General features: G+C 68.7%; 8 protein-coding genes. 6 read left to right on the top strand and 2 right to left on the bottom strand.

Translation table 11 applies throughout. The features are described from left to right. Nucleotides 1–10: 10 nt before the first annotated feature. Nucleotides 11–3,109: a TonB-dependent receptor gene (locus FHY03_RS05530; protein ID WP_183929360.1), complete on the bottom strand. Its 3,099-nt coding sequence runs from the start codon at nucleotides 3,107–3,109 to the stop codon at nucleotides 11–13. Between the two features lie 225 nt (nucleotides 3,110–3,334). On the opposite strand from FHY03_RS05530, the gene FHY03_RS05535 reads away from it, so the two are divergent. From FHY03_RS05535 to FHY03_RS05545, 3 genes are read left to right on the top strand one after another with little or no spacing between them, the layout of a single operon-like run. Next, a complete protein-coding gene (locus FHY03_RS05535) occupies nucleotides 3,335–4,021 on the top strand; it encodes a SapC family protein (RefSeq protein WP_183929362.1) in 687 nt (228 codons plus the stop codon). Then, nucleotides 4,018–5,019 (top strand): cupin-like domain-containing protein, encoded by a 1,002-nt coding sequence (locus FHY03_RS05540; protein WP_183929364.1) that lies wholly within the window; start codon nucleotides 4,018–4,020, stop codon nucleotides 5,017–5,019. The genes FHY03_RS05535 and FHY03_RS05540 overlap by 4 nt, the downstream gene beginning before the upstream one ends. A gap of 16 nt (nucleotides 5,020–5,035) precedes the next feature. Continuing rightward, nucleotides 5,036–7,378, top strand: a complete 2,343-nt coding sequence (locus FHY03_RS05545; RefSeq protein ID WP_183929366.1) for a glycosyl hydrolase family 95 catalytic domain-containing protein — start codon at nucleotides 5,036–5,038, stop codon at nucleotides 7,376–7,378. Between the two features lie 210 nt (nucleotides 7,379–7,588). On the opposite strand, the gene FHY03_RS05550 is transcribed toward FHY03_RS05545, so the two are convergent. Then, complete coding sequence (locus tag FHY03_RS05550) at nucleotides 7,589–9,247, bottom strand: glycoside hydrolase family 43 protein (protein ID WP_183929368.1); 1,659 nt, start codon at nucleotides 9,245–9,247, stop codon at nucleotides 7,589–7,591. Nucleotides 9,248–9,463: 216 nt separating this feature from the next. Here FHY03_RS05550 and FHY03_RS05555 point away from each other — a divergent pair, with 216 nt between their 5' ends. The 3 genes from FHY03_RS05555 (at nucleotide 9,464) to FHY03_RS05565 (ending at nucleotide 14,964) form a co-directional block, all read left to right on the top strand. Then, entirely contained in the window at nucleotides 9,464–10,654 is a 1,191-nt protein-coding gene (locus tag FHY03_RS05555; RefSeq protein ID WP_183920919.1) for an alpha/beta hydrolase-fold protein, read from the top strand. A 456-nt stretch (nucleotides 10,655–11,110) separates the two neighbouring features. After that, nucleotides 11,111–14,131, top strand: coding sequence for a TonB-dependent siderophore receptor (locus tag FHY03_RS05560; protein ID WP_183929370.1), 3,021 nt, complete (start codon nucleotides 11,111–11,113; stop codon nucleotides 14,129–14,131). A 188-nt stretch (nucleotides 14,132–14,319) separates the two neighbouring features. Continuing rightward, on the top strand, nucleotides 14,320–14,964 hold the full coding sequence (locus FHY03_RS05565; protein ID WP_183920917.1) for a GntR family transcriptional regulator: 645 nt from the start codon (nucleotides 14,320–14,322) through the stop codon (nucleotides 14,962–14,964). Nucleotides 14,965–15,007: the final 43 nt, after the last annotated feature.

Consider the following 15,007-nt stretch of genomic DNA (forward strand, 5'->3'; position numbering starts at 1 on the left):
CGTTGACGGGTCAGAAGCGGACGTGGCCGCCGACGATGAAGCGGCGCCCATAATCGAACACGTCGAGCAGCTGGTTGCTGAAGCGGCCGTGCGTGCTCTGCTGGTTGTTGTTCAGGTTCTCCGCCGCGGCGAAGACGCTGAAGGTCTTGCTGATGTCATAGCTGGTCGAGAGATCGAGCTGGAGGCTCGAGTTGACGAACGTCGGCTCGGCGCCGAACTGGCTGGTATTCTGGTTCTGCCCGAATTGCAGCAGATACTCGTCGCGCCAGTTGAGCGCGGCGCGGAACTGGAAGCCGTTCTTGTCATAGAAGCCGACGAAATTGGCGGAGTTCGCCAGGCCGGTCACCGCGAAGCCGGTCTGCGAGATGTCGGTCTGATCGTACGGCTTGTTGGTGTCGACCAGCGTGGCGTTGGCCTGGAAGCCGAAGCCGGTGTCGCCGAACACCTGCTGCCATGCCAGCTCGACGCCGCGCACGGTTGCGTCAGGGCCGTTGACCTGCTGCGAGACCGCGAAGTTGGCGGCGTTGCCGGTGGTCGGGTCGACCACGCCGTTGATCGCCTGGCGCGTCACGCCCTGCACGATGAAGTTGCTGACGTTCTTCAGGAAGAAGTCGACCGAAAGATAGGAGTTGCGCTTGTAATACCATTCCGCGGCGACGTCGAAATTGTCCGCGAGATAGGGTTGCAGCGCGGGGTTGCCGCCGCTGGCGGTGAGCGCGCCGACGCGCTGCCCGATGCCGACCGCGAGCACCGGGTTGAGCGTGGAGAGCCCCGGTCGGGTGAGCGTGCGCGACGCGTCGAAGCGCAGCTGGAGCTCGGGCGTGACCTCGAGCCGCATGTCGACGGTGGGGAGCAGGTACGAATAGTTGCTTTTCGCGCTGATCGGCGAGACCTCGCCGAACGCCACGCTCAGCAGCGTCGGATCGGCGGCGCTGGTCGAGATCGAGACGGGGAGGCGCCCCTGGCCAGTCGAGGTCAGGTGCGTGTTCTCGTTACGCACGCCGGCCGCGAAGTGGAACGGCATGCCGGCGATGTCCGCGGTGTAGGCGACGTTGAGGTAGAGCGACCAGGTCTTCTCATTGATGTTCTGGAGGCTGTTGGGATCGACCAGCTGATCGAAGCTGCCGGTGAAGCCGCTCAGTCCGGTGGTGCTAGCCGCTGCATAGTTGAAGCCGGGGATGTTCTGCATCTGCGGGTTGCCGAGGCCGCTGAGGAACTGCTGATAGGCGGCCGGGCTGAACACGATCAGCGACGGCGGGAGCGAGCCCTTGAAGCCCGGGATGAAGTTGCGCCCGAGCGAGACGCTGCCCTGGTAGAGCGAGGCCGGCAGCGGCGCGATCCCGCTGCCCTGGCCCGATGGCGTGCCGTACCCCGAATAGGCCTGCCAGAAATTGTTGGTGAAGGTGCTCTTGTTCGACAGGCGGAACTGATCGTCGACGTACTGACCGCCGGCGCGGATGGTCAGGTCGTCCTGCTTCCACGTCGCGGTGAAGCGCGCCTGCTTGAGCTCGTCGGTGTTCTGCTGGGTCTGGTTGACCGTGACATGCGAGCCGATCAGCGTCGGATCGGCGAACGCCGCGGCATTGCCGTTCGGCCCGACAACCGTGAGCGACGGGAAGCTGTTGGTGCTCTTGCCGTTGATCTGGAGTCCGGTGTTGTTGGCGAGATTGCCGCCGTAGCCGATGTCGCCGTTCTGGCTGCCGATCGTGTCGTCGTCGGGGTTGAGCCAGCTCTTTGCGTAGGAAAGGTCACCCTCCAGCGTGAAATTCTCGCTGACGTCCCATTTGACGTTGCCGCCGATCTGGTTGGTGCGCAGGACCTGCGTATTGAGCGCGGCGGTGAAGTCGGTCGGCGACCCCGCTTGGGTAAAGTCGATCGCGGTGCCGTTGTCGTCGAGCTCGACGTTGCGCAGCGCGCCCTGGTTGAACCAGACACCCAGCGCCGAGGAGCGCGTGACGATCTCCTGGCGCGAGAAATTGTCGTCGAGCGTGACCATCACGTCCTCGGACGGATGCCATTGCAGCGCCAGGCGGGCGTCGACGCGCTCGTCCTTGGTGTTCTGCTGGTCGATGACATATTGCTGCGGGAACCAGCCCACCACGGTCTGGCGCTGCGCCGCGTCGGCGCCCGCGTTGCTCGTCGGCGCGCAGCTCGCGGCGGTGCTGCCCTGCAGCTGGCACGGCGCGTAGAAGCCGCCGGCCCAACCCGAGACCGAGACGCGGTTGGTCTTGGTGTCGCGCCGCGTGTAGATCACGTCGGCCAGCACGCCCAGCGTGTCACCGGCGAAGGTGTTGCTGACGAGCACGCCCGCGGTCGGGACGATCTTGCCCGAACGGTCCTGGAGCGATCCCGCCGCGCTCGCCGCGACGCGCAGGCCGGGGTGGTCGAACGGCTTGGGAAACTGGATGTCGACGGTGGCGCCGATCGAGCTCGACGCCAGCGTGACGTCGGGCGTCTTCAGCACGCTGAGCTGGCCGATGAAGTCCGAGCCGACGGTCGAGAAGTCGATCTGGCGGTTGCCGGTGCCGGTCGAGATGCGGCGGCCGTCGTACAGCGTAGTGTTGAAGTCGCCGCCGAAGCCGCGGACGGTGATGCCGGTCGCCTCGCCGCGCGTGCCCGAGCGCTGGATCGACACGCCGGGCAGGCGCTGGAGCGACGCCGCGACGTTGGTGTCGGGAAATTTGCCGATGTCCTCGGCCGAGATCGCGTCGACCACGCCGGTGGCGGTGCGCTTGATGTCGAGGTTGCGCTGGAGCGAGCCGCGCAGGCCGGTGACGATGATGTCGCGGGTCGTGTCGCCGTCCAGCCCAGCCTGGTCGCCGGCGGTGTTGGCACCGTTGGTGTCGGGCGCGGTGGCCTCGTCCTGCGGGCGGCCTGCCTCGCTGGCGCTGGTGGTGTTGGCGGTGGAGGGGACCGCCGGCTGCACGCCCGCGGAGGGCTGCGCCTGGCTGTTCTGCACGCTGCCGGAGTCGGCCTGCTGCGCCATCGCGGGCGCCGGCGCGATCAGCGCGGCGGTGAGCGCGGCACCGCTGCACGCGGCGATCAGGGTGCGACGGGTGGTGGCGCGTCCGCCGCGACCGACAGGACGTACGCTCTCAGGCTCTCTCATGGCCCCTCTCCTCCTCTGTACCGGCGGCACCGGCGTGATCGATCATCGCGTGCGCCCGACTCGACTGGCCCGGCTGTCACTTCGATGTAGCGCTAACATATCCGCCCAATCTGATCTGGCAAGTGATCATATAGGATCAGTTTAGCGCTAACGACTTGACGCTGGTCGTGCGCCCGCTGATCCTTCGCGCGAGCCGAGGCGAGCGCCCGGCGAGGAGGAGGGGGCATGGCGGTGTGGGAGCTGTTGGCGAGCGAGCGACATGCCGCGCTCGCGATGCGCCGAGCCAGCGCCGCGGGACGTCATTTCGTCCAGGTCGTGCCGAGCGAGTTCGCCAAGGTGGCGACGCGCTGCCCGATCGTGCTCACCAAACATCCCGAGACCGGCCGTTTCTACGCCGGCGCGCTGCTCGGCCTGGTGCCGGGCGAGAACCTCGTCACGGACGCCGGCGGCGCGATGGACGGCATCATGCCGCTCGATCTCGAACGTGAGGGGTTCTTCACCGTCGAGCAGGACATCGCGATCGACCTCGACCATGCCCGCTTCGCCGCGGAGGAGGGAGAGCTGGCGCTGTTCGACGCGGAGAGGGCGCCCTCCGCGCATCTTCGCCGCGTCCAGCGCGCGCTCGGGCTGCTCCATACCGGGTTGGCCGAGAGCGAGGCGCTGATGGCGGCGTTGCTCGGCGCGCGCTTAATCGAGCCGATCGACGTCTCGCTCTCGTTCGATGATGGCGAGCGGCTGCACCTCGATGGTCTGTACACCGTCAGTCGCGACGCGCTGGCGGAGCTCGACGACGCGACGGTGCTGGTTCTGTTTCGCGCCGGCCATCTTCATCACGCTTGCACGCTCGTCAACTCGCTCGCGCAGATCGCGCTGCTCGCGCACCGGCGCAACGAGCGGCTGGTGGGCGCGTGAGCGCTACCGTCGCGAATTACAGGTCCGCCGAGGTCGGCGCGCCGGACCGCTTCGGTGAGCTTGTCGCGGCGTGCGAGCCGTTCGTGGTGCGCGGGCTGTGCGCCGACTGGCCGGTCAGACGGGCGGCGGGCCGGTCGCCCGCGGCGCTGCTCGACTATGTGGTCGCGCTGGACGCGGGAAAGTCGGCGGAGGCCTTCGTTGGCGCGCCTGCGATCGGCGGTCGCTATTACTACGAGGACGCACTCGACGGCTTCAACTTCGCGCGCGAGACGATCGGCGTGGGTGCGGCGCTGCGGCGCATGATCGACACCGCGGGCGTCGACGGCGCGGCGACGCTCTATCTCGGATCGCTCCCCACCGCCGCTTACCTGCCAGGGTTCGCGGAAGACAATGCCATGCCGCTGCTCCCGGCTGCCGCGCGCCCCCGCATCTGGCTCGGCCACGCCTCAACCGTGGCGTGCCACCACGACAATTCGGACAATCTCGCCTGCGTCGTCGCGGGGCGGCGCCGGTTCACGCTGTTCCCGCCCGACGCGATCGGTGACCTCTACGTCGGCCCGATCGATCACAATATGGCGGGGCAGCCGGTTGGGCTCGCCGTCGGCGCGGCGCCGGGCGACCCGCGCTACCCGCGCTTCGCCGCCACGCGGACGCGCGCGGCCACGGTCGAGCTCGAACCCGGCGACGCGCTCTACCTTCCCAAGCTGTGGTGGCACCAGGTCGAGGCGCTCAGCCCGGTCAACGTGCTGGTGAACTATTGGTGGGACGCGGTCGGGGCCGGCCCCGACGCGCCCTACACCGCGATGTTGCTCGCGGTCGCGGCTATCGCCGAGCGGCCCGAGCGCGAGCGCGCGGCATGGCGCGCCTTCTTCGACCATTATGTGTTCCGCCCCGACGGCCACCCGCTCGCGCATCTGCCCGAGGCGCAGCACGGGCTGCTCGCGCGCGGGCAGGGCGGGCGGATCCGCGCCATGGTGATGCGGCTGTTGCGCGGCTGAGCGGGGGAGGGCGATCATGACTCAGCGGGACGGGGTGACGCGGCGGGACGCGCTCGGCGCAGCAGCGGGAACGGCGGCGCTCGCGGCGCTGCCCGCGCGCGGCGAGGAAGGAGGGGCCGACCGGCAGCGACTCTGGTACCGGCAGCCCGCGACGGTGTGGACCGAGGCACTGCCAGTGGGCAACGGCCGGCTCGGGGCGATGGTGTTCGGCGGCACCGCGCGCGAGCGACTCCAGCTTAACGAGAGCAGCCTGTGGGGCGGGGGGCCGTATGATCCGGTGAATCCGGCGGCGGGTGCGGCGCTGCCCGAGGTGCGCCGGCTGATCGCCGCGGGGCGCTATGCCGAGGCGCAGGCGCTCGCCAACGCCAAGGTGATGGCGCAGCCGCTCAGCCAGATGTCGTATCAGCCGATCGGCGACCTGATCCTGGAGCTGCCGGGCCTCGGCGCGACGAGCGACTATCACCGCGAGCTCGATCTCGACGCGGCGCTGGCCACCACCACTTTCACCGCCGGCGGGGTGCGATACCGCCGACGCGTGCTGGCCTCACCGGTCGATCAGGTGATCGCGATCGAGCTCAGCGCCGATCGCGCCGGCGCGATCGACCTCGACGTCGCGCTCACCACGCCACAGCGCGGCGCGGTGACCGCCGCCGGTGACACGCTCGCGCTCGACGCGCGTGCGCCCGACGAGCATGGCGTGGCGGGCGCCACGCGGCTGGCGGCGCGCTTAGGGGTATCGGCGCATGGTGGCTCCGTGAGCGCGGGCGACGCGCGTCTGATGGTGCGCGGCGCCGCCGCGGTGATCATCCTGGTCGCGCTGGCGACGAGTTACCGCCGCTTCGACGATGTCGGCGGCGACGCCGGTGCGATCGCCGCGGCGCAGCTCGCGCGCGCGGCGACGAAACCGTTCGCGCGTATCGCTGACGACGCCGCGCGCGATCACCGCCTACTGTTTCGTCGCGTCACGCTCGACCTCGGCCGCACCGCCGCGGCCGACCGACCGACCGACGAGCGCGTGCGCGCCAGCCAGCAGGGCGACGACCCCGAACTGGCGCAGCTCTACTTCGACTATGGCCGCTATCTGCTGATCTGCTCGTCGCGCCCCGGCGGCCAGCCCGCCAATCTGCAGGGCTTGTGGAACGAGAGCGTCAAGCCGCCGTGGGGCTCGAAGTACACGATCAACATTAACACTGAGATGAACTATTGGCCGGCGGAGGCGACCGCGCTGGCCGAGTGCACCGCGCCGCTGGTGCAGATGGTGCGCGAGCTGGCGGTGACGGGCGAGCGTACCGCACGCGCGATGTACGGTGCGCGCGGCTGGGTGGCGCACCACAATACCGACGGCTGGCGCGCCACCGCCCCGATCGACGGCGCGCAATATGGCCTGTGGCCGACCGGCGGCGCGTGGCTCTGCACGCATCTGTGGGACCGCTACGACTACGGCCGCGACCTCGACTATCTGCGCTCGGTCTACCCGCTGATGCAGGGCGCGGCGCTGTTCTTCCTCGACACGCTCCAGGTCGACGCGGCGAGCGGGCGGCTGGTGACCAGCCCGTCGCTCTCGCCGGAGAACGTCCACCCGCGCGGCGCCGCGATCTGCGCCGGGCCGGCCATGGACCAGCAGATCCTGCGCGACCTGTTCGACCAGACCGCGCGCGCCGCGGCGCTGCTCGGCAAGGACGCCGCCTTCGCGGGCGAGCTCGCCACGGCGCGCACTCGGCTCGCGCCGGACAAGATCGGCGCGCAGGGCCAATTGCAGGAGTGGCAGGAAGACTGGGACGCCGCCGCGCCCGAGCCGCACCACCGTCACGTCTCGCACCTGTACGGCCTGTTCCCGAGTACCCAGATCGACGTCGAGCGCACCCCCTCGCTCGCCGCGGCGGCGCGGCGCTCGCTCGAAATGCGCGGCGACGAGTCGACCGGCTGGGCGACCGCGTGGCGCGCCAATTTGTGGGCGCGGCTGCGCGACGGCGAGCATGCGCACCGCATCCTCGCCTATCTGCTCGGCCCCGAGCGGACCTATCCCAACCTGTTCGACTCGCACCCGCCGTTCCAGATCGACGGCAATTTCGGCGGCGCGCGCGCGATCGCCGAGATGCTGATGCAGAGCCGCGGCGACGAGATCCTGCTGCTGCCAGCGCTGCCGCGCGCCTGGCCGAGCGGGACGGTGCGCGGGCTGCGCGCGCGCGGCGCACGGCAGGTCGATCTGACCTGGCGCGCGGGGGCGGTCGAGCGTGTCGCGGTCACCTCGGAGGCGGCGGGGTCGGTGACGGTGCGAGTCGGGGCGGGCCACGTCACCGCACGACTGGGCGCGGGCGAGGTGCTGCGGCTGCGCGGTCCGGAGTTGCGACGCGGATAGGGCGGTGCGGCGCGGCCAGGAGGCACCACTTTCCTTCGGGGGAGTGGCCGGGGAGCGCCTCTGCGAGCGGAGCGCCGCCGGTGCGGCCTCACTCCAAACCCTCCCTTTAAGGGGAGGAGCTCGATCGGCTCTCGTTCGACGTGTCGCCGCCGCGTACGCAATTAGCGCTTCCGCGGGAGCACTGCGCGACATGCCGTCACCAGCTCTCTCTCACGGCGCCTCGACGAACGGGCCGACCACGGTGCCGACGAAGCCGCCGGCACGCTGCGTGCTCAGGAAGGTCGTGTCGAGCCGCTCGGTCAGCGTTCGTCGCGCGCCGCCGGTCGCATAGTCGAACGCCATCGTCCCGCCGTCGGCGCGGATCGTCAGCGTCACCGCACCGGCGGCGTCGACCGGCGCGGAGGCGATCAAAGTGTCGCTGTCGGCCAAGTCACGCGTGTACAGCGCCACCACCGTCTTGCCGCCGAGGCGCGTAACCGCGAACTCGAGCAACGAGCGGTCGTTCTGCACCGCCGCCAGCCCCGCGCGCGCGCCGTCGCGCTCGGGGGTGAAGCGCAGCACCGTCGATACCGTGGCGACATGGTGCTGCTGGCGCCGGCCGAGGAAGGCGGGCGTCCCGCTCAGGTCGCCGAATCGGGCGGCGGCGCTCAGCTCGAGCGCACCCCCGGCGACCCGGTAGAAAGGCAGACGCGGCGTGCGGATGCCGATCCACTGCATGCCGAGTGTGCCGCCGTCGAACTCGTCGACATAGCCGAAGTCGCCGCTGGTCGGCAGCGCGGGAGCGGGGCCGGCGGGAAGCCGGGGCCGCGCCGCGGTGAAGGGGATCGCGCGGCCGCGCTCCAGGATGTGCGGCCAGCCGGCACGCCACGTCACCGGCAGCAGGAAGGTCTCGCGGCCGATGTTGTAATGACCGTCGGCGTAGGGGCGCGTCGCCAGGAAGGTCGCCCACCAGTCGCCGTTCTGCGTCTGCACCAGCTTGGCGTGTCCCGCCGAGGTGACCGGATGCGCGCGGTCGGCGGGCAGGTCGCGCTGGGTCAGGATCGGATTGCCGGCATAGGGTATGAACGGTCCGCGCAGCGCGTTCGAGCGGAACACCACCTGCGAGTGGTTGTCGCCGGTGCCGCCCTCCGCCGCGGTGATATAATAGAGGCCGTCCTTCTTCAGCAGGTGCGGCCCTTCGATCCACACCGGCTTGGTGGCGAGGTCGACCCCGCCGTTGACGAGCTGCGTGCTCTCCCCGACCATCTTGCCGGCGCGCCAGTCATACTCCTGCACCCACAGCGCGCGGTGGCCGTCGTAGCGTGGCGGCTCGTTCGGTGCGCGATTGTTGATGATGTAGGCGCGATCGCCCTCCCAGAAGATCGACGGGTCGATGCCCTCGAACGGCAGCCAGATCGGCTTGGACCAGGGGCCGGCGGGATCGCGCGCGGTGATGATGAAGTTGCCGCCGCAGGCAACGCAGGTGTTGGCGATGTAGAAGACGCCGGCATGGTAGGAGATGTCCGGCGCGAACACCGCCTCCGAGACGCGCCGACCGGTGAAGTCGAGCTGGTCCGGCCGGTCGATCGCGTTGCCGATCTGAGTCCAGTCCACCAGGTTCTTCGAGTGGAACACGGGCAATCCGGGAAAGTGCGCGAACGACGAGTTGACGAGGTAGTAATCGTCCCCGACGCGCGTGACCGACGGGTCTGGATAGTAGCCGCTGACGATGGGGTTACGGTACTGGCCGGCGGACAGCGGCGCGTGCTCCTGCGAGCGTCCCTGGTAGGTGAACCGCTCGAAGCGGGCGACCTGCGCCGAGGCGGTGACACCGGTGATCGCCAGCAGCGCGGCGGCAGCTGTGCCCAGCCGCCCAATGACTCGCCGCATCTCGCCTCTCCCTTTTTGTTCAAGTGCATCGTACGAGTTACCGCTACCATAACAAGGAGCGCGTCCTCCTCCGGCAGCGGATGAAGAAGCGGGGCGCCGTATGCGTCGCCGGCCAATCTCGCGACCGCTTGCACCCCTTCCGGAATGCTGTAGAACATATCAGATAGGATTCGTCGAGCCGTGTAGAGCATCGCGAACCGGGAGAGGAGAGGGGCGATGAGACTAGCTCGTGCCACCATGATCGCGTGCCTCATCGCCGCCGCGCCGGCGCGCGCGCAGACGACACCGCCAGCACCTTCCGCGGCGATCGCCGAGGATTTCAAACCGTCATCGCTCAACCAGCCCGGCCAGGCCTATCCGCAGGTCAACTCGCAAGGCTACGTCCGCTTCCGCGTCACCGCGCCCGACGCGAAGGCGGTGCGAGTCAGTCTCGGCCTCGGCGGGCGCGGCGGCACCGTCCTGACGAAGGCGGCGGACGGCAGCTGGACGGGCACATCGGAGGGGCCGCTCGACGAGGGCTTCCATTACTACCACCTCACCGTCGACGGCGGCACCTTCAACGATCCCGGCACGCTCAACTTCTATGGCTCGACCCGCTGGGAGAGCGGGATCGAGATCCCGGCGCGCGACGCCGACTTCTACGCGGTGAAGGACGTGCCGCACGGCCGCGTCGAGCAGATCCTGTTCGCCTCGCCGAGCACGCGCACGCATCGCCGCGCCTTCGTCTACACGCCGCCCGGCTATGACGCCGCGGATGGCAAGCGCTATCCGGTGCTGTATCTCCAGCACGGCTGGGGCGAGGACGAGACCGCCTGGTCCAACCAGGGCCACGCCAACCTCATCATGGACAATCTGATCGCCGCGGGCAAAGCGCGACCGTTCCTGATCGTCATGACCTATGGCATGACCAACGATGTCCGGCCGGGCAGCCCGGGCGGACTCGCCAGCTTCGACATCACGCCGTTCCGCAGCGTGCTGATCGACGAGCTGATCCCCTATGTCGACCGTCACTATCGCACGCAGGCCGATGCGCCGCATCGCGCGATGGCGGGACTGTCGATGGGCGGGTTCGAGACCAAGCTGATCGCGCCCAAGAACCTCGACACGTTCGGCGCGATCGGGTTGCTGAGCGGCGGGACCATCGCGCCCGAGGACGTCGCCGCGGCGCCGGGCTACAAGGACAAGGTGCGGCTCACCTTCGTCAGCTACGGCAGCCGCGAGCTCGAGGACGGGCGCACCCGCGGCGGGCCGGGACGGCCGAGCACCGACCCGCGCGCCAACGCCGAGGCGCTGAAGCGGGCAGGGCTCAACAGCGTCTTCTACGTGTCGCCCGATACCGGACACGAATTCCTGTCCTGGCGCCGCAGCCTGTACCAGATGGCGCCATTGCTGTTCCGCGATCGGTAGTGGCAGACCCGATCTTACCTGTTGATTCTTGAGCCCTAATCTGTTCGCGGCGAAGGGTCGCCGGCGCTGAGCAACCGAATAGCCGCTGACAGTTTTTATTCACGAGAGAGTGTTGACACGAAAGGAAGCATGATTACGCTTCGATGGTAACGTTACCGTCCAAGGCTAGTGGCCGACTCGATCCGCCGATCGAAGAGGTATGTTCGCCAACGACGGGAGAGCGTGTGAGAGGAGGAGGGTGACGCACCATCGCCGCAGCGATGTGAGAAGTTTCTGGTACGAAGCGCGGGCGAGCGCCGGACCGGGGTCATCGATGATCGCTGGAACGATGACTTGTCACAAGCGCCGACTTTCATCACGGCGAAGCGAAGGAGTGCGGCTCATGGCGGAGCCGGCTGCCGCACATTGCTGCCGATCACAGATCAACGATACAAACTCTTGGAGGAGGGGACGATGATGAGAGCCACCATTAGCGCACGCCGCGCCGGTATGCGGGGCGGCGTGGCCTTCGCCGCGCTGGTCACCGCGATCGCGCTGCCGGCGGCCGCCTGGGCGCAGTCGGCACCCGCCGGGCAGGAAGCGGGCGCCGCGATGACGCCGCCCGAGGTGCCCCCGCAGCTCGACACCACCGCCGGCTCCACCGCGCGATCCGAGCAGGACGGCGCGGGCGCGCGCGATGCCGCCGCGCAGGACATCATCGTCACCGGATCGCGCATCACCACGGGCGGCTTCACCGCGCCGACGCCGACGACGGTGATCGATTCCGGTGCGATCGCGGCCAACGCGCAGCCCAACGTCTTCACCACCATCGCGCAGCTGCCGTCGCTACAGGGCTCGAGCGGCACCAGCGTCAACACCTTCAGCACCTCGAGCGGCGCGCAGGGGCTGAGCTCCTTCTCGCTGCGCGGCGTGGGCGCGATCCGCACGCTGACGCTGATCGACGGCCAGCGCGTCGTCGGCGCCAACGTCACCGGCGTGCCCGACGTCAGCCAGTTCCCACAGCTCCTGATCAAGCGAGTCGACGTGGTCAACGGCGGCGCCTCCGCGTCCTACGGTTCGGACGCGGTCGGCGGCGTGGTCAACTTCATCACCGACACACGCTTCAAGGGCGTGAAGGGCAACGTCCAAGGCGGCATCACCGACTATGGCGACAACGAGCAGGTGCTCGTCCAACTCGCCGCGGGCACCAGCCTGCTCGATGATCGGCTCCACATCGTCGGCAGCACCGAATATGCGCGCGACGAGGGTGTCGGCGGCGGCGAGTTCGGCATCGGGCTGGCCGGCGGGCGCGACTGGTTCAAGCAGACGACGCTGGTCAACCGCAACGTCACCAACGATGGCTCGCCGCAGTACGTGTTGCGCGACTATGCCCAGTCGATCACCTTCGCCAAATACGGCCTGATCACCGCTGGGCCGCTGCAGGGCATCGCCTTCGACCAGTCGGGCAGCCCGTTCCAGTTCCAGTACGGCTCGAACGGCGTGCCGTCGCGGACATCGTCGGGAGCAGTAATCGGCTGTTTCGCCGGTTTCTGCCAGGGCGGTGATCTGTCGGGCAACGTCGACGCGGGGCGCTCGCTGCTGTCGGGGCTGGAGCGCATCAACAGCTACGGTCGGATCGGCTTCGACTTCGCGCCCGACAACGAGATCTACGTCACCTCGAACATCGCGCAGGTGAAGACCAACAACCAGCCGGTGGGCGGACAGAACCGCCCGGCGCTGACGATCCAGTGCGCCAATCCCTATGTTCCCGCGCAGGTCAAGGCGGCCTGCGCCACCGCGGGGATCACGAGCTTCCAGTTCGGCACCAGCAACGCCGCGCTCGGCAACACCCAGGTCCATACCGATCGGCGCCAGTACCGCTTCGTGGTCGGCGCCAAGGGGCGCCAGCCGGTGTTCGGATCGGACTGGAGCTACGACATCTACGTCGAGCACGGCACCAACCGTACCAAGATCGACGTCGACAACATCCTGCTCACCAACCGCTACAACAACGCGATCAACGCCACGACGCTCGACGGCGCGATCGTCTGCGCCAACCCGGTTGCGCGCGCCGCGGGCTGTCAGCCGCTCAACGTCTTCGGCGGCAACCCGTCGCAGCAGGCGCTCGACTACGTCATGCCCGCCAACGGCCCGCGCCAGCGCACGCGCCAGACGCAGGATGTCGCCAGCCTCAACTTCTCGGGGTCGCCGTTCAGTTCCTGGGCGGGGCCGGTGTCGGTCGCGTTCGGCGGCGAGTTCCGCCACGAGTTCTACAAGGTGACCGCGGATCCTTATGGCGCGGGTATCGAGAACCAGCCGTACGACTCGATCTACCCGTTCGATCCGGTCCAATTGCCCGCGGGCAACAACTGGTATGCCGGCAATTACAAGAACGGCACCGGCGCCTATAGCGTGAAGGAGGCGTTCGTCGAGGTCGACGTACCGCTGCTCAACGGCGACTCGGTAGGTCGCGCCAGCGTCAACGGCGCGGCGCGAGTCACCGACTACAGCACCTCGGGCACGGTCTGGGCGTGGAAGGTCGGCGGTACCTGGGACCTGCCGATCGACGGCTTCCGCTTGCGCGGCGTGACCTCGCGCGACGTGCGCGCCCCGAATCTGTCGGAGCTGTTTGCCGCGCCGGTGACGACGACGCAGCCGAACTTCTTCGACCCGTTCCGCAACGTCAACGTGCTCGCGATCCAGAACACGATTGGCAACCCTGCCCTGACGCCGGAGATCGCGCGCAACACCACCGCGGGCATCTCCTTCTCCGGGTCGAGCTGGGCGCCGGGCCTGAGCCTGTCGTTCGACTGGTACAAGCTCAAGATCACCGACGTCATCTCGAGCCTGGGGGCGGGCGACATCGTCGATCTGTGCTATCGCAACATCCTCCCCGAGACGTGCAGCGCCTTCAATCTCAACAACCAGGCGGGGCCGAACTTCATCAACGTTCAGGCCTTCAACCTGGCGTCGATCGACACCTCGGGCTTCGACATCGAGGCGAGCTACCGCTGGCAGCGGCCGTTGGGCCTGCCCGGGCGGCTCACCGTGCGCGCGCTGGCGACGCACATCAGCAAGTTCGTCACCGACACCGGGCTTGCCGGCCAGATCCCCAACGACACCGCGGGCGTGAACAACGGCAACACGCCCGATTGGAAGTGGCTGGCGGTGCAGACCTACGAGGGTGACGACTTCTCGCTGCTGGTGCAGGAGCGCTGGTTTAGCGACGGCACGCTCGGCAACCAATATGTCGTCTGCGCGCCCGGCACTTGCCCGGAGTCGACCAGGCAACATCCCACCATCGACCAGAACTTCATGCCCGGCGCCTTCTACATGGACGTCGGCGGGACGTACAACATCACCGAGGCAGTCACCGCCTATGCCAAGGTGGACAACCTCTTCAACCGCGATCCCGCCAAGTCGCCGTCTTTCGTCAATCCGGCGCTGTACGACGTCCTCGGGCGGACCTACCGGCTGGGCGTCCGCTTCAGCTTCTGACCTGACCGGCGGCCCGCGTGCCTCAGGCGCGCGGGTCGCCGTCCGCCGCTACTTACCTTCATCGTATAAAACCTATAGGATTGAGGCCGTTTCCCTCTCGGACCGGCGTACCTCACTTGCGGCAGATCGACACGAAGAGCTCCGTTCCCATCCCATCCCGCGCCGCGCGGCCTGCGCCCGGGCCGACGATGGTGGAACGCGCGTATGACCATCTGCTCGACATGCTGATGAGCCTCAGGATTGCGCCGGGCGAGCGGATCGCGATCGACACCGTCGCGCGTCAGCTCGGCATCTCGCAGACGCCGGTGCGCGAGGCGATGAGCCAGCTCGAGGCGGAGAAGTTGGTCTACAAGATGCCGAACGTCGGCTACCGCGCCAGCCCGCAAATGACGCGGCAAGAGGTGCGCGATCTCTACACGCTGCGCCAGCTGATCGAGCCCTACGCCGCCGCCCGTGCCGCCGAGGCGATGACCGACGCAGCGATCGCGACCTTGCGCGCGATCGATCGCGACATGTCGGGCGTGGCGGACGGGGACGCGCGCGCCTATTCGCGCTTCGCCGAGGCCGATGCCGCGCTCCATCGGCTGATCGCGACCGCCAGCGGCAACCGCCTGATCGCGGACACGATCGAGCGGCTGCACGCGCACCTCCACATCTTCCGCGCGCTCTACGCCACCAACGCGCCGCACGAGGCCGCGCGCGAGCATCGCGCCATCATCGACGCGTTGGTGGCGCACGATCCCGCCGCGGCCGAGCAGGCGGTGCGCCACCATCTCCTATGCTCGCAGCAGCGGATGGATGACGTGCTCGCGGAGGGTACGCCAAACACCTGACAACATTCGACTGGCGGTACGTCCCGACGCTTGACAGTCCCCC

This window comes from Sphingomonas sp. BK345, assembly GCF_014193845.1.
Taxonomy (GTDB): Bacteria; Pseudomonadota; Alphaproteobacteria; order Sphingomonadales; family Sphingomonadaceae; genus Sphingomonas.